General features: G+C 59.5%; 20 protein-coding genes and 1 tRNA gene. 10 read left to right on the top strand and 11 right to left on the bottom strand.

Going from position 1 to position 24117, the window contains the following annotated elements:
* Positions 1-90: 90 nt before the first annotated feature.
* From carB to FPK30_RS06000, 9 genes are all read right to left on the bottom strand, one after another.
* On the bottom strand, positions 91-3465 hold the full coding sequence (gene carB / locus FPK30_RS06045) for a carbamoyl-phosphate synthase large subunit (RefSeq protein ID WP_144085742.1): 3375 nt from the start codon (positions 3463-3465) through the stop codon (positions 91-93).
* Entirely contained in the window at positions 3458-4669 is a 1212-nt protein-coding gene (gene carA / locus FPK30_RS06040; protein WP_415873693.1) for a glutamine-hydrolyzing carbamoyl-phosphate synthase small subunit, read from the bottom strand. The genes carB and carA overlap by 8 nt, the downstream gene beginning before the upstream one ends.
* 196 nt (positions 4670-4865) lie before the next feature.
* Positions 4866-5546, bottom strand: coding sequence for a transcription antitermination factor NusB (gene nusB, locus FPK30_RS06035; RefSeq protein ID WP_144085740.1), 681 nt, complete (start codon positions 5544-5546; stop codon positions 4866-4868).
* 22 nt (positions 5547-5568) lie between these two features.
* A complete protein-coding gene (gene efp, locus FPK30_RS06030; RefSeq protein ID WP_144085739.1) occupies positions 5569-6132 on the bottom strand; it encodes an elongation factor P in 564 nt (187 codons plus the stop codon).
* A 236-nt stretch (positions 6133-6368) separates the two neighbouring features.
* Entirely contained in the window at positions 6369-7568 is a 1200-nt protein-coding gene (gene tuf, locus FPK30_RS06025; RefSeq protein WP_101432623.1) for an elongation factor Tu, read from the bottom strand.
* Between the two features lie 195 nt (positions 7569-7763).
* Positions 7764-9890: an elongation factor G gene (fusA, locus tag FPK30_RS06015; RefSeq protein ID WP_045924656.1), complete on the bottom strand. Its 2127-nt coding sequence runs from the start codon at positions 9888-9890 to the stop codon at positions 7764-7766.
* A 26-nt stretch (positions 9891-9916) separates the two neighbouring features.
* Positions 9917-10387: a 30S ribosomal protein S7 gene (gene rpsG / locus FPK30_RS06010; protein WP_015022140.1), complete on the bottom strand. Its 471-nt coding sequence runs from the start codon at positions 10385-10387 to the stop codon at positions 9917-9919.
* Between the two features lie 3 nt (positions 10388-10390).
* Positions 10391-10762 carry a 30S ribosomal protein S12 gene (gene rpsL, locus FPK30_RS06005; RefSeq protein WP_015022141.1) on the bottom strand — a complete coding sequence of 124 codons (372 nt, stop codon included), beginning with the start codon at positions 10760-10762 and terminating at the stop codon, positions 10391-10393.
* 540 nt (positions 10763-11302) lie between these two features.
* Complete coding sequence (locus FPK30_RS06000) at positions 11303-11671, bottom strand: DUF488 domain-containing protein (protein ID WP_144085737.1); 369 nt, start codon at positions 11669-11671, stop codon at positions 11303-11305.
* Between the two features lie 112 nt (positions 11672-11783).
* Here FPK30_RS06000 and FPK30_RS05995 point away from each other — a divergent pair, with 112 nt between their 5' ends.
* The 9 genes from FPK30_RS05995 (at position 11784) to FPK30_RS05955 (ending at position 21112) form a co-directional block, all read left to right on the top strand.
* The gene (locus FPK30_RS05995; RefSeq protein ID WP_144085736.1) at positions 11784-12782 is read left to right on the top strand and encodes a YwiC-like family protein; all 999 of its coding nucleotides are present in this window, start codon (positions 11784-11786) and stop codon (positions 12780-12782) included.
* A complete protein-coding gene (locus tag FPK30_RS05990; RefSeq protein WP_144085735.1) occupies positions 12779-13348 on the top strand; it encodes a DNA-deoxyinosine glycosylase in 570 nt (189 codons plus the stop codon). Before FPK30_RS05995 ends, FPK30_RS05990 begins: the two co-directional genes overlap by 4 nt.
* Before the next feature lie 559 nt (positions 13349-13907).
* Positions 13908-13980 (top strand) — tRNA-His (locus FPK30_RS05985).
* Positions 13981-14261: 281 nt separating this feature from the next.
* Positions 14262-15170 (top strand): hypothetical protein, encoded by a 909-nt coding sequence (locus FPK30_RS05980; RefSeq protein ID WP_144085734.1) that lies wholly within the window; start codon positions 14262-14264, stop codon positions 15168-15170.
* Between the two features lie 556 nt (positions 15171-15726).
* Positions 15727-16917 (top strand): NAD(P) transhydrogenase subunit alpha, encoded by a 1191-nt coding sequence (locus FPK30_RS05975; protein WP_144085733.1) that lies wholly within the window; start codon positions 15727-15729, stop codon positions 16915-16917.
* The gene (locus FPK30_RS05970; RefSeq protein WP_045924660.1) at positions 16914-17282 is read left to right on the top strand and encodes an NAD(P) transhydrogenase subunit alpha part 2; all 369 of its coding nucleotides are present in this window, start codon (positions 16914-16916) and stop codon (positions 17280-17282) included. Before FPK30_RS05975 ends, FPK30_RS05970 begins: the two co-directional genes overlap by 4 nt.
* Positions 17279-18688, top strand: coding sequence for an NAD(P)(+) transhydrogenase (Re/Si-specific) subunit beta (locus FPK30_RS05965; RefSeq protein ID WP_144085732.1), 1410 nt, complete (start codon positions 17279-17281; stop codon positions 18686-18688). The genes FPK30_RS05970 and FPK30_RS05965 overlap by 4 nt, the downstream gene beginning before the upstream one ends.
* Positions 18689-18769: 81 nt before the next feature.
* The gene (locus FPK30_RS05960) at positions 18770-19795 is read left to right on the top strand and encodes a threonine aldolase family protein (RefSeq protein ID WP_144085731.1); all 1026 of its coding nucleotides are present in this window, start codon (positions 18770-18772) and stop codon (positions 19793-19795) included.
* Between the two features lie 267 nt (positions 19796-20062).
* Positions 20063-21112 carry an NAD(P)-dependent alcohol dehydrogenase gene (locus FPK30_RS05955; RefSeq protein ID WP_101432632.1) on the top strand — a complete coding sequence of 350 codons (1050 nt, stop codon included), beginning with the start codon at positions 20063-20065 and terminating at the stop codon, positions 21110-21112.
* Between the two features lie 190 nt (positions 21113-21302).
* On the opposite strand, the gene FPK30_RS05950 is transcribed toward FPK30_RS05955, so the two are convergent.
* Positions 21303-22208: a sensor histidine kinase gene (locus FPK30_RS05950; RefSeq protein WP_198199098.1), complete on the bottom strand. Its 906-nt coding sequence runs from the start codon at positions 22206-22208 to the stop codon at positions 21303-21305.
* Between the two features lie 49 nt (positions 22209-22257).
* Entirely contained in the window at positions 22258-22950 is a 693-nt protein-coding gene (locus FPK30_RS05945) for a response regulator transcription factor (protein ID WP_015022157.1), read from the bottom strand.
* A 157-nt stretch (positions 22951-23107) separates the two neighbouring features.
* Here FPK30_RS05945 and FPK30_RS05940 point away from each other — a divergent pair, with 157 nt between their 5' ends.
* On the top strand, positions 23108-24040 hold the full coding sequence (locus tag FPK30_RS05940) for an ABC transporter ATP-binding protein (RefSeq protein WP_144085730.1): 933 nt from the start codon (positions 23108-23110) through the stop codon (positions 24038-24040).
* Positions 24041-24117: the final 77 nt, after the last annotated feature.

Raw genomic sequence — 24117 nt, 5'->3', positions numbered from 1 at the left:
CGTTGATCGCTGACACGGCCACTTCCTTTCCTTAAAGGTCACCCTCCGGCCTAGCTGGACCGGAACATGGGTCAATCATATAGCGAGCACCTACCTGGCCTTCTCCAGCTCCAGCAGCCGGGCCGCGTGCTCCTGTATGCTCATGACCTCGTAGTCGTCCTTTTTGACCACATCAATGGCCATCAGAGCGGCTGAGAATTCGGTGATGGTAGTGAACTGCGGCAGATCGGCGGCAATGGCGGCCACCCGGATCAGATAGCCGTCGGAGCGCGAACCCCTGGAGCTGGGCGTGTTGAGGATCATGTCAATGGCCCCATCCTCAATCAACTGGACAGGATTTCGGCCCATATGCCTTACTCCGTCGGCATCTGTGAAGGCCTGACCCGGCTCTTCAGCATCGCTGATCTTGTCGACAACGGCCACATCAAAACCGTACCGACGCAGGACAGAGGCCGTGCCACGGGTGGCGCAGATGCTGAAGCCCTGCTCCAGCAGACGCGCTGCCAACATGGGCAGCTGCCGCTTGTCCGCGTCATTGACCGACAGGAAGACGACCCCGCTGGTGGGCAGACCTCCTTGGTAGGCGGCCAGCTGGCTCTTGGCGAAGGCGTGGGGGAAGTCCCGATCGAAGCCCATGACCTCTCCCGTGGAACGCATCTCCGGGCCCAGCAGAATGTCCACGGTACGACCCACTGGAGTGCGGAAGCGCTTGAAGGGCAGAACGGACTCCTTGACCGCCACAGGCTGGCCGACACGGACCATGCCGCCGTCGCCGACAGGCAGGAGCAGGCCATTGGCTCGTTGCTGTGCGATGGACTCCCCCACCATGATCCGCGCCGCGGCCTTGGCCAGCGCCGTACCCGTGGCCTTGGAGGCGAAGGGGACGGTCCGGGATGCGCGGGGGTTGGCTTCGATCACATAGAGGGTGTTGGCCATGAAGGCATACTGAACATTGATCAGCCCCTGGACCCCGCACCCTTGGGCGATTGCCAGGGTGGCCTGCCGCAACCGGTTGATCTGGTCGTCAGAGAGCGTCGAGGGCGGCAGGGTGCAGGCGGCATCACCGGAATGGACGCCTGCCTCCTCTACGTGCTCCATGATCCCGCCAATATAGAGCTCCTGGCCGTCATAAAGGGCGTCCACATCGATCTCGATGGCATCCTGGAGGAACTTGTCGATCAGCAGGGGCGAGGGCAGGCGGCCAGAGACCACCGTATCGGCCTTGGCTTCCTCCAGGGCGCGATCCACGTAGGTGCCCAGCTGCTGGTCATCGTAGACGATCTCCATGCCTCGTCCGCCCAGCACATAGGAGGGCCTGACCAGAACCGGATAGCCGATGGCATGTGCCGCATCTCTGGCCTCATCCAGGGAAAGAGCAGTGCCGTACCGGGGGGCGTTCAAATGCTCCTTGCTGAGCACCTGGCCGAAGAGTTCGCGGTTCTCGGCCAGGTCGATGGACTCGGGACTGGTTCCCAGAATGGGCACCCCGGCCGCCTTGAGCCTGGCTGCTAGCGACAGGGGTGTCTGACCGCCCAGCTGGACGATGACCCCCTTGACCGGTCCCATGGCTTTCTCAGCCCGGTAGATCTCCAGAACGTCCTCGAAGGTCAGCGGCTCGAAATAGAGCCTGTCCGACATGTCATAGTCGGTGGAGACCGTCTCGGGATTGCAGTTGACCATGATGGTGTCATAGTCCTTGCCCAGCTCCTGGACGGCGTGCACGCAGGTGTAGTCGAACTCCACCCCCTGGCCTATCCGGTTGGGCCCGGAACCCAGGATGATGACTGCCTCGCGTTGGCGGGGGCGCAGCTCGGACTCGTCGGCGTAGCAGGAGTAGTAGTAGGGCGTGACCGCATCGAACTCAGCTGCACAGGTGTCCACAGTCTTGTAGACAGGATGAAGACCAAAAGCCCAGCGAAGCTCCCTGACGACTGCCTCGCCCTGGTCGCCCATGCCACGCAGGTGGGCGATCTGCAGGTCGCTCAGCCCCGATTGCTTGGCCCGGCGCAGCAGGTCCTCGTCCAGGACCTCGGACTGACGCACCTGCAGGGCCAGGTCATTGATCATGCTGATCTGCTCCAGGAACCAGGGATCGATCCTAGTGGCCTGGTGGACCTGCTCAACGGTGGCTCCGCCCCAGAAGGCCCGCTGAATCTGCAGGTAGCGGTGCTCTGTGGGAGTGTGCATGGCCTCCAGCAGCTGGTCCGTCTCGGCCTGGTCGGGCCGGGGACCATCCCAGGAGAAGGTCATATGCCGCTTGTCGATGGAGCGCATGGCCTTGCCCAGGGACTCGCGGAAGTTGCCGGCCAGGGCCATGGCCTCGCCCACGGACTTCATCGAGGTTGTCAGGGTCGTGTCCGCCCCGGGGAATTTCTCGAAGGTGAAGCGCGGGATCTTGGTGACCACATAGTCGATGGTCGGCTCGAAGGAGGCAGGCGTTGAACGGGTGATGTCGTTCTCGATCTCATCCAAGGTGTATCCAAGGGCCAGCTTGACCGCGATCTTGGCGATGGGGAAGCCGGTGGCCTTGGAGGCCAGAGCCGAGGAGCGCGAAACACGCGGATTCATTTCGATGACGATGATCCGTCCGTTCTTCGGGTTGACGGCGAACTGGATGTTGCAGCCGCCAGTGTCCACCCCCACGCCGCGGATGATGGCGATGCCGATGTCACGCATCCGCTGATACTCCCGGTCGGTCAGAGTGAAGACCGGGGCCACGGTGATGGAGTCGCCGGTGTGCACGCCGACCGGATCCACATTCTCGATGGGGCAGACCACAACCACATTGTCCAAGCGGTCGCGCATGAGCTCCAGCTCATACTCCTTCCACCCCTCGATGCCCTCCTCCAGAAGTATCTCATCGGTGGGCGAATAGTGGATTCCTGCACCGGCGATCCGCCTCAGCTCCTCGCGATCATGGGCGATTCCAGAGCCCAGGCCGCCCATGGTAAAGGAAGGACGAACAACCAGAGGGTAGCCCAGTTCGGCAGCTACTGCCTCGGCCTCATCCAGACTGTGGGCGATGCGGGACCTGGCCGACTCGGCACCGGCCTGGTCCACCACCTGCTTGAAGAGCTCGCGGTCCTCTCCCCTGTCGATGGCCTCCAGCGAAGCACCGATCAGCTCAACCCCGTAGCGCTCCAGCACGCCGGCCTTGCCCAGCTCCACGGCAGCGTTCAGAGCGGTTTGGCCGCCCAGGGTGGGCAGCAGCGCATCCGGACGCTCCTTGGCGATGATCCGCTCCAGGAAGGGCAGGGCGATGGGCTCGATGTAGGTGGCATCGGCCATCTCTGGATCCGTCATGATGGTGGCGGGATTGGAATTGACCAGGATGACGCGAATCCCCTCTTCGCGCAGCACCCGGCAGGCCTGGGTCCCCGAATAGTCGAACTCGGCCGCCTGTCCGATGACGATGGGCCCCGAGCCGATGACCATGACCGAATGGATGTCCTGCCGCTTAGGCATGTGCCTTCCCTTCCTTGGCGTCCTGCATCAGAGTGACGAACCTGTCGAACAGGTAGGAGGCATCGTGCGGACCAGCCGCCGCCTCCGGATGGTATTGAACGGAGAAGGCCGGAATATCAAGGCACTCCAGACCCTCGACCACGCCGTCGTTGAGATCGACGTGAGATACCCGGACACGACCATAGCGGCCTTCACCATAGGGTGAGGGCACTGGATCCCCCTTGGGCGCCTTGACTGCGAATCCGTGATTATGGGCAGTGATCTCAACCTTGCGAGTTTTCAGATCCATGACCGGCTGATTGATGCCGCGATGACCGAATTTCAGCTTGTAGGTCTCGAAGCCCAGGGCACGGCCCAGAAGCTGGTTGCCTAGGCAGATGCCGAAGAAGGGCAGCCTTGCATCAAGCACCTGGCGCAGGAGGGCCACCTCCTGGTCGGCCGTAGAGGGATCGCCGGGACCGTTGGAGAAGAAGACGCCATCAGGATTGAGCGAGCGGACGGTCTCCATGGTGGTGCCCACGGGCAGCAGGTGGACCCGGCATCCGCGTTCGGCCAGCCGATGAGGGGTCATGGCCTTGATGCCCAGATCGACGGCAGCCACCGTGCAGAGCGGCTCCTGATCCTGGTACTGACCACAAGGCTCCACCGTGTAAATGTGCTCTGTGCTGACTTCGCCGGTCAGGTGGGAGCCGCCCATGGTCGGCGCCTGTCTGACCTGATCCAAGAGACTCTGGATGCTGGCATCGTCCAAGGCCGAGCCAGAAAAAATACCGGCCCGCATGACGCCCGCAGAACGCAGGTGCCGCACGAGCCGGCGAGTGTCTATGCCGCTGATGCCGACGATGCCTTGGTCGATCATCTCCCCTTGGAGACCGCCAGTAGCCCGCCAGTTGCTGAAAGTGGGACTGGGCTCCCGGACCACATATCCGGCCACCCATATCCGTGACGACTCGCCGTCCTCCCCGTTGACGCCGGTATTGCCGATGTGGGGAAATGTCTGGACTACGATCTGTCTGTCATAGCTGGGATCGGTCAGGGTCTCCTGGTATCCGGTCATCCCCGTGGCGAATACGACCTCACCGATAGTGCTGCCCAGTGCCCCGAAGGCCTTCCCCTTATAGACCTGGCCGTCCTCCAGCAGAAGGATGGCGGAATCGGAGAAACGACGATCGGAGGCGATGGCGTTGGTGTCCTTCAGGTTCACCGAACCCCCTTGTTTGCCGTGGATATTCGCACTCATATTAATGACCCCCATGGATCATGCCGAACGGATTGTTCAAAGAACGGTTGAGCAGCTCTTGCCGCGAGCCCAGCTGATCTCCCGGTCTGCATATGGCAAAAGGCCGACCCGATGCCCTGACAGCCAGCGGACATCGGTCGGCCTTTACATAGATCATTGCTCAGTTTCCTGACGGGTGATCCGCATCCGGGGCCAGTTCCTCCGGCATGGTCAGTTTCAGCTGGTCCAGACTAGGGGCGGACTGATCGGAACCCCCATCTTCAGGTCTGCTCGTTGCCGATTCCGAATCGCTGTCAGCATGGGCATCCCCAGAGGAGACAGACTCTGCGGATGCGACCTCCGCTTTTGCCTTATCTGATTCATCATCCGAAACGTCCGCATCGGCCTCGGCATCAGCCAAGGCAGCGATACGATCGGCTTGCTGACGACGAGCCTGGTGCTCGTCCTTCTCCTGCTCCAGGGCGCTCAGAACGCCGTGAATGAAGGAGGGGGCATCGGCATCCGAGAGGGTCTTGGCCAAGGACAGGGCCTCATCGATGGCCACCTTGTCGGGAACGTCAGGGTTGTAGAGCATCTCCCAGGCGGCGATACGCAGTATGTTGCGGTCGATGGCATGCATGCGGCTCAACGGCCACCGGGTGGAGTGGGTCTGCAGAGCCTCATCGATATCTCGACGATGCTCCGCCACACCCTCAACAAGGGTCACGGCATAGGCGGGCAAAGGCGTCTGCGCCCCCGGCCGAACCTTGCGCTCCTCCAGCAGGGAGAGGAAATCCTGGCTCTTCTCATCGGCCTCATACAGGGTGTTCAAGGCCCGCTTGCGGGCTGTGGAACGTGCCATGGATGTGTGGTTTCCGCCTTGCTCAGTTCTCGCGGCCCAGGTAGGAGCCGTCGCGGGTGTCCACCTTGACCTTCTCGCCCTCGCCTACGAAGAGGGGCACCTGGATCTCGGCCCCGGTCTCCACGGTGGCGGGCTTGGTGCCGGCGTTGGAGCGGTTGCCCTGGACGCCGGGCTCGGTTTCGGTCACGGTCAGCACCACGGATGCGGGCAGCTCCACAGACAGGGGGTTGCCGTCATGGAAGCTGATGATGCAGTCGGTGCCCTCGAGCAGGAAGCGCTCCTGATCGCCGACCAGGGCCTCGGAGATGTTGACCTGCTCGTAGGTGCTCATGTCCATGAAGACGAAGGAGTCGCCGTCCCGGTAGGAGTACTGCATGGTCCGGTTGTCGACGGTCTCGAAGTCCATCTTCATGCCTGCGTTGAAGGTGCGATCCACTATCTTGCCCGAGAGGACGTCCTTGATGGTCGTGCGCACGAAGGCCGGCCCCTTGCCCGGCTTCACGTGCTGGAACTTGATGACGGTCCACAGCTTGCCGTCCAGGTTGATGACCGATCCGTTCTTGATGTCGTTGGAAGTCTGTGCCACCTTGATACCACCTCATTCTGATGAACGTTCCTTCGGAGGGCTCTTGGCCATCTGCCGAAAGCACCGGGCCACACAGGATCCGGCCCGCTCGCGATAAATCCTCGCCTATTATGCCACGGCGCATGAACACCGCAATCGGCTCAGTGGCGAATCTGGCCGGATATGGGCGGGGCCCGGAATCACAGGAAGGATTCCGGGCCCCGTCATTGAATTGTGCCGATAAGCGACAGGCAATCCTACTCGATGACCTTGGTGACTCGACCTGAGCCGACCGTGTGGCCGCCTTCACGAACAGCGAAGGTCAGGCCCTCCTCCATGGCGACGGGCTGAATCAGCTCGACGGAGAAGGTGGCGTGATCGCCGGGCTGAACCATCTCCACGCCCTCGGGCAGGGTGATGACGCCGGTGACGTCGGTAGTCCGGAAGTAGAACTGCGGACGGTAGTTGGAGAAGAACGGCGAGTGGCGTCCACCCTCGTCCTTGGTCAGCACGTAGACCTCGCCCTCGAACTTGTGGTGAGGGGTCACGGTGCCGGGAGCAGCCACGACCTGGCCGCGCTCAACGTCCTCACGGCCGATGCCGCGCAGCAGCAGACCGGTGTTGTCGCCAGCCTCGGCCTCGTCCATCTGCTTGTGGAAGGTCTCGATGGAGGTGACGGTGGTGGACTGGGTGTCCCGCAGACCGACGATCTCCACGTTCGTGTTCACGGGCAGCTTGCCGCGCTCGACACGACCGGTCACCACGGTGCCACGGCCGGAGATGGTGAAGACATCCTCGATGGGCATCAGGAAGGGCTTGTCCAGGTCGTGGACCGGAGTGGGGATGTAGTCGTCGACGGCATCCATGAGGTCCTTGATGGTCTGAACCCACTTGTCGTGGTCAGGGGCATCGTCGTGCAGGGCGCCGTAGGCGGAGGTGCGGATGACGGGGCAGTCGCGGTCGAAGCCGTTCTCATCCAGCAGATCGCGGACTTCCTCCTCGACCAGCTCGATCAGCTCTTCGTCGTCGACCATATCGCACTTGTTCAGGGCGACCAGGATCTTCGGCACGCCGACCTGGCGGGCCAGCAGCACGTGCTCGCGAGTCTGGGCCATGGGGCCGTCAGTGGCGGCGACCACCAGGATGGCGCCATCCATCTGAGCAGCGCCGGTGATCATGTTCTTGACGAAGTCGGCGTGTCCGGGGCAGTCCACGTGGGCGTAATGGCGCTTGGCGGTCTGGTACTCGATGTGCGCGATGTTGATGGTGATGCCGCGCTCCTTCTCCTCAGGAGCAGCGTCGATCTGAGCGAAATCGTACTCGGGGTTGACGTCCGGGTACTCCTCATGCAGCACCTTGGAGATGGCCGCGGTCAGGGTGGTCTTGCCGTGATCGACGTGGCCGATGGTGCCAATGTTAACGTGCGGCTTGTTCCGCTCGTACTTTTCCTTTGCCATTGTATTTTGTCCTCCTGGACGTCTCGTAGGTTGCCTGCACGAACCACGCACAGAGCACTCGCTACATATTACTGGGTTATCGGGTTCTTTGCCACTTTTGCCCTCCGCCCAGTCAGCGCTACAAGAGTGTAACGCCGACTTGTGACAGAAGAGCCTTTTGGCGGCGGCCCGCCATGGCGGCGGACCGGACCGGTATTACTCGCCCCGCTGGGCCTTGATGATCTCGTCGCTGACAGCCTTGGGAACCTCAGCGTAGGAGTCCATCTGCATGGTGAACATGGCGCGCCCCTGGGTCTTGGACCGGAGGTCGCCGATGTAGCCGAACATCTCCGACAGGGGCACCTTGGCGTCGATGACCTTGACGCCGGTGGCGTCGGTCATGGACTGGATGGAGCCACGGCGGGAGTTGATGTCGCCCATGACGTCGCCCATGTACTCCTCGGGAGTACGGACCTCGACAGCCATGATGGGCTCGAGGATAACGGGCTTGGCCTTGGGAGCGGCCTCCTTGAAGCACATGGAGCCGGCGATCTTGAAGGCCATCTCCGAAGAGTCGACCTCGTGGATCTGGCCATCGGTCAGGGTCGCCTTGACGCCCACGACCGGGAAGCCCGCCAGCACGCCGGACTCCATGGCCTCCTGCACACCTGCATCGACCGAGGGGATGAACTCCTTGGTGATGTGGCCGCCGGTGACCTTGTTCTCGAAGATGTAGGATTCGCCCTCGGAAGTGTCCAGAGGCTCGAAGTTCATGAGCACCTTGGCGAACTGGCCGGAACCGCCGGTCTGCTTCTTGTGGGTGTACTCCTGGTTCATGACGGGCTTGCGGATGGTCTCGCGGTAAGCCACCTGAGGCTTGCCCACGTTGCATTCCACGTGGAACTCGCGGCGCATGCGGTCCACCAGGATGTCCAGCTGGAGCTCGCCCATGCCGGAGATCAGGGTCTGGCCGGACTCCTCGTCGGTCTTGACCTGGAAGGTGGGATCCTCCTCGGAGAGCTTCTGCAGGGCGATGCCCATCTTCTCCTGGTCGGCCTTGGTCTTGGGCTCCACGGCCACCTCGATCACAGGATCGGGGAAGGTCATGGATTCCAGCACCAGCGGCGCCTTCTCGTCGCACAGGGTGTCACCAGTGGTGACGTTCTTGAGCCCGACGAAGGCGTAGATGTTGCCGGCGATGGCCTCGTCGACCGGATTCTCCTTGTTGGAGTGCATCTGGAAGAGCTTGCCGACGCGCTCCTTCTTGTCCTTGGTGGAGTCCAGAACCGTTTCGCCCTGGGCCACCTTGCCGGAGTAGACACGCACGTAGATCAGCTTGCCGTAGAAGGGGTGGGTGGCCACCTTGAAGGCCAGAGCCGAGAAAGGCTCGTCCACGGTGGGCTTGCGATCGATCTCGACGGACTCGTCGCCGATCTTGTAGCCCTTGATGGCCGGCACGTCCTCGGGGCTGGGCAGGTAGTCCACGACCGCGTCCAGCATGGGCTGCACGCCCTTGTCCTTGAAGGCGGACCCGCAGAAGACCGGGAAGGCCGACTGCTCGATGGTCATCTTGCGCACAGCGGTGCGGATCTCCTGCTGGGAGATCTCCTCGCCGCCCAGGTACTTCTCGAGCAGATCCTCGTCCGACTCGGCCACGGCCTCGAGCAGCTCGGTGTGGTACTGCTCGGCCTTGTCCTTGAGATCATCGGGGATGTCGATGGTCTCGTACTTGGCGCCCAGGTCGGCCTCGTCCTTCCAGTAGTAGGCCACCATGCGCACCAGGTCGACCACGCCGTGGAAGTCGCTTTCAGCGCCGATGGGCAGCTGCATGACCAGCGGCTTGACGCCCAGCTTGTCCTTGATGGTGTCCACCGAGTAGTAGAAGTCGGCGCCCAGCTTGTCCATCTTGTTGATGAAGCAGATGCGGGGCACGCCATACTTGTCGGCCTGACGCCAGACGGTCTCGGACTGGGGCTCCACGCCCTCCTTGCCGTCGAACACCGCCACAGCGCCATCGAGCACGCGCAGGGAGCGCTCCACCTCGGCGGTGAAGTCCACGTGGCCGGGGGTGTCGATGATGTTGATCTGGTAGCGGTCCTCAGGATCGTGGGACTGGCGGTTCCAGAAGGCCGTGATGGCGGCGGAGGTGATCGTGATGCCACGTTCCTTCTCCTGATCCATCCAGTCCATGGTGGAGGCGCCATCGTGGGTCTCGCCGATCTTGTAGTTGACGCCGGTGTAGTAGAGGATACGCTCGGTCGTCGTTGTCTTGCCGGCATCGATGTGGGCCATGATGCCGATGTTGCGGACCTTGGTCAGGTCCGTGAGCACGTCTTGTGCCATAATTCCTTGTTCTCGCTCTCTTGGGATTACCAGCGATAGTGGGCGAACGCCTTGTTGGCCTCGGCCATCTTGTGGGTGTCCTCGCGGCGCTTGACCGCAGCACCCAGGCCGTTGGAGGCATCAAGGATCTCGTTGGCCAGCCGCTCCGACATGGTCTTCTCGCGACGGGCACGGCTGTAATCGGTCAGCCACCGCAACGAGAGCGTATTGGCGCGGTTCGGCTTGACCTCGACGGGGACCTGGTAGGTGGCGCCGCCGACACGACGGCTGCGGACCTCCAGGCTGGGACGAATATTGTCCAGGGCGCGCTTGAGCACGGCCACAGGCTCCTGGTCGGTCTTCTCCTTGACCTGCTCCAGAGCAGTGTAGACGATGTTCTCGGCGATGGACTTCTTGCCGTCCAGCAGGATCTTGTTGATCAGCTGGGCCACCACGGTGGAACCGTAGATGGGATCGGGCAGGAGCTGGTGCTTTTTGGCTGGTCCTTTGCGTGACATGTGTTACTTGGCCTTCTTTGCTCCGTACAGGGAACGGCCCTGCTTGCGATCCTTGACTCCCTGGGTATCCAGCGCACCGCGCACGATGTGGTAGCGCACGCCGGGCAGATCCTTGACACGTCCGCCGCGCACCAGCACGATGGAGTGCTCCTGCAGGTTGTGGCCCTCGCCGGGGATGTAGGCGGATACCTCGATGCCGGAGCTCAGACGGACACGGGCGACCTTCCGCAGAGCCGAATTCGGCTTCTTGGGGGTGGTGGTGTAGACACGGGTGCACACGCCGCGACGCAGCGGGCTGCCCTTGAGTGCCAAAGTCTTCGACTTGCGAGGCTTGGCTTTGCGCCCTTTGCGGACGAGCTGTTCAATTGTTGGCAACTGACTCTCTCCGATTCCTTCGATGAACTTGTCTTCGTTTGCACTGCGAGACCGCCGCACCGCAGCCGCAGTCGCTCCCAGGAGGAGAGATCAGCCACTGTCCACCGGCCCGATGGCCCCTGATCCTCCTGCCGGGCATTGCTGCCTGCATTCTTCGGATTCGGGGATATCCCGACAAGCTCACCTGTAACATAAGGCATGCTGTCGGCACACACGAGGAAAAGTATATCACCGGGGCAGACACGGCCACGTCTAGCACTCGGAAGTATGCTCTGAGCTTTGCTCACTGTGATGCCGCGCCGGAACCGTCGATACGAAGCCCCTTGCAAGAGACCTTTGGCTGGCTTTTGCATGCACCGCTCACAGATTCCAATAAAGGAACGGGCGCCCGCCTATAACAGCTTCCTAATATACAGGTGTCGGAAAAGACATAGCATATCTGTATCAGCAAATAGAGATGCCAGAAACATCAATGCCTGCGTTCGGTCACGTAAGCATCAGCGTGCGGGGATGCCCTGGGATTCGTGGGTGGCCGGCCGTCTACTTATTGTCCTTCTCAAGAGCATGGCGAATGTAGTCGCGCAGGATCAGGGCATGGTTGACGGCCGGATCCTTGGCCGCATAGACCAGTGTCGTCCGATCGTGTTCGCGCACAATGCTCAGCAGATCCTCCAAGGCGGGATTGTCATCCAACTCAGTGCGGTAGCGGCGGGCGAATTCCTCGAAACGGTCCGGACCATGATGCCACCAACGCCGCAGATCCGAACTGGGTGCGACATCCTTGATCCAGCCGGACAGGGCTGCCCGCTCCTTGCTGACGCCGCGCGGCCAGAGCCTGTCGACCAGAATGCGGATCCCGTCCTCGTCAGCGGCCTGCTCGTATACGCGCTTGATATCCACCTGACCCATCATCTGCCTCCTGAAACCAAGGACCCGTGTGATTCATGTCTCCTTGAACCATGATATTGACGGAATCGGCATTACGGAAGAGGCAGCGACTGCCATACCAGGGCGTAGGCTGATGAGTATGCTTACAGACGCAGACAAGGGCAAGGCAGCCGGATCAAACGGCAGCAGACCAAGCCCTCAAGCCCGCAATTCGGCAAAACCGACCGGACCAGGATCCAAGGGACGGCAGTGGCGGCGCCTATGGATACCCGACCAGATAGGCGGCTGGGCCATGGCCTTGATGCCGGGCTTGGCTGGGCTGCTGGTCGGAGGCCCGACCTGGAGGAGCCTGCTGCTCATGGTCGCCTGGGCCTTCTGCTACTGCTTTGAATTCACCGGTTCACGGTGGATGGTTTCGCACCGAGCTGCCAGATTCGCACCACCGGCTTTGGGATACGCCCTGCTCACGGCCGTTACCGGGCTAATCCTATTGGTCGGTACCCCTGGGCTCCTGCGATGGGCCCCGCTCTACCTGGTGCTGGGTGTGCTGAACTTTGCCGCCGCCTGGATGCGAACGGAACGCTCCTGGTGGAACGATACGGTGGCCGTGACTGCGGCCTGCACGCTTTGTCTGATCGCCGTCTCCCTAGGGTCACGATTCCAAAAGCCTGGATCAGGACTGGAAGGAGCCAACTCTGGCTACTTCGGATGCCAACCAAATCCTGCTGTGGACTGTTTCGCCAGCGGATTCCTGCCAAGTGCCGCCCTGCCATCGGTTGGAGTGGTCAGTGCAGCGGTCTTCGCCGTGACCCAATTCGGTTCGGTCATCTTCGTCAAGACCATGATCCGCGAGCGCGGCAAGACCTGGTGCTACCTGCTTTCGCTGGCTTGGAACCTGGCCCTCTGCCTGATCGGGGTCGCCATGATACGCACCGCAGGATGGTGGCCTTTATTGACCGCCCTAGTTCTGTTGGTGCGCGCGGCCCTGCTGCCCGCAATCTCCCGTCGGCGCCGCATCCCCATTCTGTATGTGGGACTGGTCGAATGCGCCACCAGCCTGCTGGTCTTCATCCTGGTGATCGCTCAGGCTGACGTGATGACTGCGGCTCTGACAAGCCTGCTCGGCGCATGACTGCAGGTTCGTCCTCACACGTCACTCATGAGTTCGGGCCTGTCTGGAATGACCGGTCTCGTGCGCTGATCCTGGGATCCATTCCCAGCCCGAGCTCGCGTGAGGCTGGCTTCTACTACATGTTTCCGCGCAACCGCTTCTGGCCCGTGCTGGCCGCGCTCTTCGACCAGCCTGTTCCAGAGCCCGATCCGGCTGTCCGCGCCAAGTTTGCGCTCAATCACCGCATTGCCCTCTGGGATGTCATTCAGGAATGCGACATCCATGGTGCCTCTGACGCTTCAATCACCAATGTCGTGCCTACCGACATCGCCGGCCTGCTGGACCGTGCGCCCATCGGCACCGTATTCACTACAGGACGAAAGGCCGGACAGCTTTACCGTCGCTACTGCCTGCCGAATCTGGAGAAAAAGGGGTATCGACCGACCATGATCAATCTGCCATCCACCAGCCCTGCCAATGCCGCCATGAATCTGGCTGATCTAATCAAGGCCTACCACCCAATAAGAAAAGTGCTGGACGACGAAGAGCCCAATAGGCAAGACACTCGCATCGACTTTGGCAAGTAGACAAATACCGACGGTCAAAGCCGGAAATGTTGGGAACCTTCCCAAAGATGGATTCGCCTCCCGGGTCCAGAACGCAATCGGCTGGTAAACGCAATTCTGAATGGGCGCGAAACTGCTATGGCCTGCCTGATGCAGAGTACATCCACGATCATGAATCACTGCCCTACTCCGACCGACGAACGGTTCTAGTGAACTCAGATGACCAGCCAGCCGCCGTCCTTAGATATGCCTCGGTGAAGGTAACCCGACCGGGTTTGGTCACGTGGCAGCATGTTCTGCATGAAGGAGAAGGCTATAAAAGTCTGATGAATTGGCGCAAGGCTCATATTCTGCATGTCAAAGAGCGCGCGACAAGCGTTGAATGATCCGGACTTCAAGTCGACAACCAGAGCCCAGTTGTGCCAGAGACTTTACATAGAGGCCATGGTCGTGAACTGAAAGCCCAAAGGCGAAGCACAACCTTTGCCACATGGGTCAGGCTTCACCGGCGTGCCATGTCATGCCATCGTGTATAGTTTCATCTGTTGCATTGATCCGCCATGCGGGTCGATTCACCATGGTGGCTATAGCTCAGTCGGTAGAGCACCTGATTGTGGTTCAGGAGGTCGCGCGTTCGAGCCGCGTTAGCCACCCGTTTTGTTCGTATGCTTCCAAATTTCCTATGAGCTATTACATTGAATTGCTTCGCCTATGAAGCCACCGGCCTGAAAAAGCTCCATTGCGGGTATACAGTGCACGATTGCTTATCACATAAAGGTCAATAGCGGAACGATATTGGCTTGATGCCGGTCAATGCCACTTGTACGAGAAAAGCACACATAGACTGGCCTCAACGGAGGTTGCTTCCTAAAAGTAGGTGGGCCGCCAAATGACCTGCCGCAAGCATCAGGGAAGAACAAGCTTGGAGGGTCAGATGAGCAACAATCGAAACGAACGAGCGAATAAGAACCAAGGCAAGCATGAGGAATCGCGGGTGCCCGACAACCAGCAGAAGAGGCATGAGGGCAACTCCTCACAGAGCAACAGCACTCGGGGAAGTTCCCAACAGACAACAATGAACAGCAAAAACCACATGCCAAAACCAGTGGACGATGCCGAGGCCAGAAAAGAGAACCAAGTAGAAAATTCACCCAAGCCGAAGCCTACATCTGAACAAACAGGCGAGAAGGAAGGCAGAGATTCATCCACCAAGGACGCTGATCATGACAGGCCTGAAGCACAACATAAGCAGGAACAGGCACCAACCGCCGATCATTCGCAGGCCGGCCATCCAGACAGCGGCCATGACCCTTCCCATGATCATAAGCCGAACCAACCTAGTAAACCTGTCGATAAGCCGTCTCAGCCGATGAACGTTGCCAGCGTACCCAAACCACCCAAGGCGAAGAACCATGACTCCTTCTATCTGGGCCTAGCCTCGGCAGTCCTGGTCGCAGCTCTGGGCCTCAGCCTGAGCACCATGCCGATCTTCTTCTCCCTGCCTCTTGCCGCCGTCCTCTTCGGAATCGGTATCTGGCTCCTCTCCTATGCCAGCTTCAAGTCTCCCGGCAAGCCGGAGGGAGAGGGAACGGAGACGGACAGGCATACCAGGACGGTAGTCGTGGCGACGGTCCTTCTGGTGCTGCAGACCTTCATCATGGATGTCTTCATCTTCACCCGAATGGGAACAGTCGGCAAACACCAGAACGCCATCGTGATCACCTGGATCATCGCCAGCATGATCGAGACCCTGGCTGCCTTCGCCCTTATCTACCATCACAATCCCCTGCAGTCCAAGCCCAAGGATTCCGCGGCAAACGACAAGCATGAGGGAAGGGAATAAGGCGCCACAGCGCACATCAATCAGAGATGACACACAAGTCCAGAAAGGCGGACTGGCCGTCAATGTGAGACCGCCTCAGCAGACGAACAAATCAGCTCACCAAGTCGTTCTGTCGCCAAGGTCTTGTGCTCATTGATGTTTTGCATCTCATGGTGCCGCGTATCATTCTTGAAGACGCGCGGCACCCTAGCATGATCAACCCACATGCCGTAGCTGGTCATAGCTGGAAACTGTCGGATGGACAGGGCTGCGATGCCATGTGCTATGCCGACCGGCTCCCAAAAAATTCGGTAACAAAACCGTGAGCCCATTTTTCGGACGTTACAACTCTTCAGACATTGCATAGGTTGCGCGGGTGCAACTATGCGGGCACAGCTTCATGCTCCTTCTATTTCTCGTCCACATTCGAAAAATACCTTGAGGTTGGTCCCTTCTCGACTGATACTTATAAAGCGCAAGCACATACAGGCTGCGCTAACCTCCCAACAGCAAGGTGCAGCAACTAGAATCAATGGTGAAATTGCTCACACACAGTTGTGTTTGAAAAAGGAAAGACATGAGTGGACCAGAACAATCTCCCGTAACCTTCGGGGTCCTCAAAGAGACAAACGAGGAAGAGTCTCGTGTGGCCCTAACGCCAGACATCGCGACCCGGCTGACCAGGCAAGGCATCACCTGCCTATTGGAGTCCGGGGCCGGGGCTCGAGCCGGCTTCCGGGATGAGAACTACCAGCGGACGGGAGCCACAGTCACCGACAGGGATACCGTCCTATCCAAATCAGAAGTCCTGGGTTTCGTCAACAGACCGGATAGCTCCTTGCTGAAGAGGATTCCAGCCGGAACATGGATCATCGGCATGCTGGGGTCCTTGAGCGACAGGGACTACATCAAATCCCTGGAAGCGGCCGGGCTTACGGGAATCGCCATGGAGCGGCTCCCCCGACAGCTCAGCTCGGCCCAGTCCATGGATGAGATGACCTCACAAAACTCGGTCATGGGATACAAGGCGGCCCTGGTGGCTGCCGATGCCTATGGATCCTTCTTCCCCATGATGACCACTGCAGCAGGAACCATTCGACCAGCCAAGGTCCTGGTCCTGGGTGCGGGGATTGCAGGCCTGCAGGCCATCGGGACCGCAAAACGTCTGGGAGCCGTGGTCACCGCCTATGATGTCAGGCCCGCTTCCAGGCAGGAGGTGGAATCCTTGGGAGCCAAGTTCCTCGACTTGGGGCTGGACTTCTCCAAGGGACAGGGCCAGGGCGGCTATGCACGGCAGCTGACCGACCAGGAACAGGCCCAGCAGCAGGCTGCGGTGGATGCCAAAGCAGCAGGCTTCGATGTGGTCATCACCACGGCCAAGGTTCCAGGCGGAAAGCCTCCTCGCCTCCTGAGCGCCAAGGGTGTGGCCAATCTGCACCCCGGAGCAGTGATCGTGGACTGCGCCGCCAGCGATCTGGGCGGCAACGTCGAGGGATCACAGGTGGGAACCAGGACCACCGACAAGGGGGTCATCATGATCGGGGCACCATACCTGGCCAGCGGTGTAGCCACGACGGCCTCCAACCTCCTGTCCAGAAATGTAGCGGACGTATTGGTGCACTTCCTTCGTGATGGCGCGCTCAGCATCAAAGCAGACGACGAGATCGATCAAGCACTGGTTGTATCTAATGCATCCGATTCCGGCGCGCAAGGAAGCGCTGATACCCCAGATGCCGAAAAGACCGAAGAGAAAGGTCAAGAGCAATGAATTCTGTGGTTATAGCAATTACGCTTTTCATTCTGGCCCTGCTGATCGGCGTGGAGGTGATCGGCAAGGTTCCGGCCACGCTTCACACACCGCTCATGTCAGGCGCCAACTCCATTCATGGCATTGTGATCGTCGGAGTAGTCATCATCGCGGCAGAGGCTCACTCCCCGCTTTCCTATGTACTCATATTCCTGGCTGCCGTCCTCGGCGCCATGAATGTGGTAGGCGGCTACGTGGTGACCGACAGGATGCTGGAGATGTTCAAGTCCTCCAAACCCGACAAGGGAAAGGATAAGGCCAGCCAGGACGAACAGGCTTCGTCCCTCACGACCGAGAGCGCTAAGGACCAGGGAGCCGACAAGTGAATACCCTCGATATCATCACCTGGTTCGTCTATCTCCTTTCCTCGGTCATGTTCGTCATGGGCCTGCACTACATGAATTCCCCCAAGACGGCCCGTACAGGTAACCGAATTTCGGCAGCAGGCATGGTCATCGCCGTGGCCATGGCCTTCATCCACCTGTTCGCCACCGGTTTCACCTCATCCCTGGCCATCGTTCTGCTCGTGCTTGGTATCCTGATCGGATCCGCAGCAGGGGTCTACTCGGCCAGGAAGGTCAAAATGACGGACATGCCTCAGCTGGTTTCCGTCTTCAACACGGTCGGCGGCGGCGCTGCAGCCCTAGTCGCCCTGAACGACATACTGACTTCCGAGGGCACCCCGACTCTGGTGGTGCTGATCACCGCCGGCCTGGGCGTGGTCATCGGTTCCATCACCTTCACCGGCTCCCTGATAGCTGCCGGCAAGCTCCAGGGCATCAGCCTGATCAAAAATCTGAAACTACCAGCAAAGGCCGTCTGGAATGTGCTTTTCGCCCTGTTGACGGTCCTCAGCCTGGTCATGCTCTGCCTGAATCCCGGCAATCGAACCCTATGGGCCATCCTCACGGCCATCTTCGCCCTGGGCTATGGACTGGTCTTTGTCATCCCCATTGGCGGTGCCGACATGCCCGTGGTCATCTCCGTCCTGAACGCCTGCACCGGCACAGCTGTCGCGATGAACGGCCTGGCCATCGACAACGTGGCTCTGATTGTGGCAGGCGCTTTGGTTGGTGCAGCAGGTGCCACTCTATCCGTCCTGATGGCCCAGGCCATGAACAGGCCGCTCCTGAGCGTGTTGGCCGGAGGGTTCGGCGGTTCCTCTGTCAGCGCCAGCCAGGATCAAGGTACCCAGGGGACCATGAAGGAGACCACACCCGACGATGTGGCCGTCCAGCTGGTCTATGCCGACAAGGTCATCTTCGTCCCCGGCTTCGGTCTGGCCCAGGCCCAGGCCCAGCGCGAACTGGCCGACCTGGGCGAGCTGCTCAAGGGCCGAGGCGTGGAGGTCTCCTATGCCATCCATCCCGTGGCTGGACGTATGCCCGGACACATGAACGTCCTCTTGGCCGAGGCCAACGTCCCCTATGAGGAATTGATTGACCTTGATGACATCAACCCCCAGTTCCCCTCAGCCAACGTCGCCTTGGTAGTGGGCGCCAATGACGTGACCAACCCGGCTGCACGCCGACCGGGGACCGCGGTGTCTGGCATGCCCATCCTGGACGTTGACAAGGCCCAGCATGTTGTCGTCCTCAAGAGAGGCAGGGGCAAGGGGTACGCCGGCATCGAGAACGAGCTCTACTTCAACCCGAACACGCAGATGCTCTTCAATGATGCCAAGGCCAGCCTGCAAGCGATCATCGCCTCCGTCAAGGAACTCATCGCCTGAGCATATGCTGTAGTGAGTACCCTGGCTCCGGATCGGCTTGGCTGGTCCGGAGCCAATTATCGTCGAACCGGAAGGACCCACATGCTGTCATTCGTCAACGACTATTCCGAGGGCGCTCACCCCGCAGTCCTGCAGCGGCTGATCGACACCAACATGGAGCACCTTCCCGGCTATGGCAAGGATCGGTACTGCCTCTCCGCCGTTCAGAAGATCGCCCAAGCCTGTAACTGCCCCCAGGCCCAGGTCTTTTTCATGGCCGGAGGGACCCAGACCAACCAGGTCGTCGCTTCCTGTCTGTTGGAGTCCTACCAGGGAGTAGTCGCTGCAGATACGGGCCATGTCAACGTCCACGAGGCCGGCGCCATTGAAGCCGTAGGCCATAAGGTTCTGACCATTCCCGGCGAACAGGGCAAGATTCGCGCCGAGGACCTTAAGGCCTTCCTGGAAGGCTTCTACGCCGACGAAAACCATGAGCAGATGGTCTTCCCCGGCATGGTCTACATCTCCCATCCCACCGAGTATGGAACCCTCTATACCCGCGAGGAGCTGGAAGACCTTTCGCAGACCTGTCGGGAACACAAGATTCCGTTCTACCTGGACGGGGCCAGGCTGGGGTACGGACTGGTGGCCCCCGGAACCGACGTCGATCTGACGGACATAGCCCGTCTTTGCGACGTCTTCTACATCGGAGGGACCAAAGTCGGAGCACTCTGTGGGGAAGCGGTGGTCTTCCCCAGAGGGAACGCTCCCGAGCATTTCAGCACCATGGTCAAAAGAAGAGGTGCCCTTCTGGCCAAGGGAAGACTCTTGGGTGTGCAGTTCGACGCTCTTTTCACCGATGACCTCTATTCACGAATCAGCCGAAACGCCATCCAGACAGCAGCGATGATCAAGAAGGCCCTGCATGAGAAGGGGTATCAGATTGTCATGGACTCCCCCACCAATCAGACCTTCGTCCGCTTGGACAATGAGCGCATGGAAGAGCTATCCAAGCAGGTCGCCTTCGACTTCTGGGAACGCAGCGATGCCACCCACACCGTGATCCGACTGGCCACCTCATGGGCGACGACTGTTGAGGACACCCAAGCTCTGATCAATTTGCTGTAAAGGCCCTCCGAGCTCAACCAAGACAAACCACGGTCATCCTGCTACCCCTCCCCTGCTGGTCTTCCTTAGGGAGGGGTATTCGCATATGTACGTGAACTTTTCATCCGCCCTGCAAACACGACCAATCCCACATTGTTGGACATATCACACTCGTTCGGGTGAGTGCAAAGCTCTCGTTCAGTAAGATCTTTATTGCAACAATGCTGATGCACACACCCCCGCCCTGAGCATAGGGGGTCGAAATGTTTCAACGATGAAAGGAAGCTTATGAAAGCCGTTGTTTTCGAACAATTCAATACCTTCCCCACCCTCAAGGAAGTGCCGGAGCCGACCCCTGGGAGCGGCGAAGTTCTGCTCAAGGTGGCCGGAGCAGGTTGCTGCCATTCCGACGTATCCGTCTTCCAGGACTACACACCAGAAACTGGTAGCCACACCAAGCCGCCATTCATTCTGGGGCACGAGACCACCGGCTGGGTCGAAGAGGTAGGACCCGACGTCACGGGCTTCAAGAAGGGCGATGCCTACATCGTCTACGGGCCCACCGGATGCGGCCACTGCCCTCACTGCGTGGCCGGCCAGGAGAACTACTGCTCCAGCGCCGCGACCAATAAGTCACTGGCCCTGGGACTGGGACGCGATGGCGGCATGGCTGAGTACATGACTGTCCCTGCCCGCAACCTGGTGCCCCTGGGCGATGCGGATCCAATCGGCGCAGCACCCCTGGCTGATGCGGCTCTGACTCCCTACCATGCCATCCGGGCTGCCATGCCTCACCTGAACGGTGGTGGAAAGTATGCTCTGGTCATTGGCCTGGGCGGGCTGGGCCAGATCGCCATTCAGATTCTGCACGCGCTGACCGGCGCTACCGTGATCGCCACTGACACCAAGCCGGAGGCTCTGGCCAAGGCTGAGGCCAAGGGTGCCATTCCCGTTATGAGCGACGAGCACCAGGTGGAGAACATCAGGAAGATCACCCATGGCGAGGGCGTGGATGCTGCCTTCGATTTCGTGGGTGTGGCCCCGACCATTGCTGCCGCACAGGCTTCGGGCGGCCCGGGATCCAGGGTGACCGTGGTCGGCATCGCCGGCGGCAAGGCGGAATACGACTGGTACTCCAAGCCCTGGGAGCAGGAGCTGCTGGGCGTGTACTGGGGCTCCATTCCTGAGCTCTACGATGTGGCCAACATGTATCGCCACGGCCAGATCCAGACCGAGATTGAAACCTACTCGCTGGACAACGCTCTGGATGCCTACCACAAGCTGGTCGACAACAAGCTCTCAGCCAGGGCCGTCATAGTCCCCCACACCAAGGCTTGATTTTCCTTGATTGTTGGCGGAGAAGCGACTCATCTGTCGGCCGGGTTTAAGCACGATCAGATTTAGGTACTGTCAGATTCATGTCCTGACCCCATTTCTCCGCCTACATGCGCTGTGGCCTGTCACGGTCTTGTCATGAAGGCCGTGACAGGCCACAGCATCTCACCAAGCTGCCTCGGATCTTAGTTATTTACAGCTCCTTCGATTGCGGAGCATCACTCAGCAGCAAGTGGACCAAGAAAATACCGTTGGCGGATTCCAGCCGCATGGAGCCACCCAGCGAATCCACCAGGGAATCGACAATACTGAGACCCAGACCTGTACTTCTGATCTTGGTTCGTGATTGGTCCTCTGTCTGGAACCGTTCCATGAACCTGTCCACATCGACTGCTCCACTCGTAGTTTTGTTGCCGAAGTCCAGATGGATTCGTCCATCTTCACTCTTGCATAGGTCCACCCAGGCTGATTCCTCCGCATACTTGAGCCAGTTACCGATCAGGTTCTGAATTATTCGACTCATCATGATCTGATCCGTCGTAATTTCCACACCAGTTTGAATTCTGGGCTCCACCGTGACGGACCGCGCAGTCAGAGAATCGAAAGCATTGAAGAGCTCCTGCTGAACCAATGCCGATAGGTTCACCCTGGTCAGATCCAGGCTCACGCTCTTTTCCTGTATCAGATTGAAATCCATCAGGTAATGCAGATAGTGATCCACCGACTGCAGGTTATTGAGGATCCTGCTCAATTGCTCCTGATCAGCCGATCCTTCCTTGAGCAGTTGGGCGTATCCCCTGGCCACGGTCAGCGGGGTCTTGATGTCATGGGTTAGGTTGGTCAGCATCTGCCGGACTTGCTTGTTCTGCTCAGCCTGGGTGATCTGCAGCCGTCTGGTCTTGTTCAGAACGGCATTGATCCTATCCGCCAGAGTGCGGATGAGCCCGATATTGGACCCAGTGGTTACCAAGGCGTTAGTGTCGGCATGGTTGATGAAGTCCAGATCGTCACTGATCCGTTTGAGGTCGACAATCAGCATTATCAGGCCAATCGCCAGGGCGAGGGCGACAAGACCCAAAACAAGTGCGGCCACCTTCACGAATTCACCTCCGACGACCCTTATTCATCGTTCTTTCTTCCATCCGAATTCAGACCAGGCGAACGCCGATGCCCCAGACCGACACGATGTAGCGCTGACTGCCGGCGTATCTGTTCAGACTGGTCCGCAAGGTGCTCAGGTGCACATTGAGAGTATTCTCGGCATTGATGTATGGCTGGTTCCAAACCTGCCTGTAGAGGTCCTCCTTCTCGAAGACCCGATGTGGATGGTCCATCAGAAGCTCAAGGATGGCGAATTCCTTGCGTGCCAGTTCGACCCTGTGCCCATCAACGCTGACCGTGTGCTCCATCCGGTCCAGCTCGATCCCCTGAAAACAAATCTTGGCGTCGGATTCACCTGCTGCATCCGCATCGGCTTTCAGTGCCCCGGATTGGCGCAGCTGGACCTGGACACGAGCGCGGAGCTCGTCAATGTCGAAAGGCTTGGTCACATAATCATTGGCGCCCTGCTCCAGGAGGCTGACGGTTCTGGTCTTATCCTGAATGGCCGTGAGGATGATGACCGGCACCGACGACATATGCCGAATGGCCTTGAGGACGCTGTCCCCGGTGACTACAGGGAGCATCAGATCCAGAAGGATCAGGTCGGGTTCCTCCTGCTGAAAGCGGGCCAAGGCCTGGGCGCCCGTCGTCGCCTGGATAATCCTGTAGGTCTCGCCCAGCACATCCTTGAGCAGGGACTGGATGTCCTCCTGATCCTCCACGACCAGAATCGTCGGCATACTGTCTTCCTTTCGCAGGTCACTCTCATGTTACTGAAGCCACCTAACGAGGCCGGTCTCGCCCAAGCGGATTTATGCAATTCTTAATGATTTCTTAGCCATGCAATTAAGAAAGGCACTTTAGATTCTCTGATAGCGACATAGAGAAAGGAACCCCATGGACGATACCATTCTGGATATTAGCCATGCCAGCAAACGGTTCGGACGCTTTCAGGCACTGGACGATGTCAGCCTTTCCATAAACAAGGGCGAGGTCTACGGGCTGATCGGTGAGAACGGCGCCGGCAAAACCACTCTTATGCGTCTGATCACCGGGCTCTCCCCCATCCAGGAGGGAACCATAAGGCTGATGGGGCACACAATTGGCAAGGACAGCCGGATACTAAGCAGAATAGGCTCGATCATTGAGGCTCCGGCCGCCTTTAAAAAACTCACCGTCAGCCAGAACATGGAACTGACAGCCATCCAGCACGGGCTGACCGACGACAAGGCCATCGCTCAGACCATCGACTTCGTCGGCCTGAGCGAAAAGGCCAAGACTCGTGCCGGTCACCTCTCTCTGGGCCAGCGTCAGCGCCTGGGGTTGGCCATGGCCATCCTCACACGACCCGATTTCCTGATTCTGGACGAACCCATCAACGGCCTGGACCCGGGAGGAATCATGGAATTCAGAACACTCCTGGACAGGCTCAACAAGGAGCGCCGGACGACCATCCTCATCTCCAGTCACATTCTGAGCGAACTCTACCTGGTCTCCTCCCGGTTTGGGTTCATCAGCCACGGTCGCCTGATCAAGGAAGTAAACAAGGATGAACTGGACCGGATCAATCAAAATGGACTGTTGATAGACGTGGACCAGAGCTCCAGGGCCGCCATGATTCTGGATCGCCGGGGAATCGGCCCCTTCCAAGTCCTTGACGACCATCAGATTCTGATCAGGCAGGAGAACCTGGAGCCGGGCCCCATCAACAGACTTCTGATTCAGGAAGGTATCCTGGTCAATCAAATCAGCCAGCAGAAGGGATCGTTGGAGGAATATTTCACAGATCTGCTCAACAAGGATTCTCAAGAGTCGAGGAAACAACAATGATTAACCAGATCAGGGCCGACTTTTACAGGCAGCGGAGATCCATCGGCATGCTGATTCTGCTCATTGCCACTATGGCA

The sequence above is a fragment of the Bifidobacterium apousia genome (assembly GCF_007559275.1).
Classification (GTDB): domain Bacteria; phylum Actinomycetota; class Actinomycetes; order Actinomycetales; family Bifidobacteriaceae; genus Bombiscardovia; species Bombiscardovia apousia.
The sequence above is the reverse complement of the archived record's forward strand: the minus strand, read 5'-3'. Positions and strand labels throughout refer to the sequence as shown.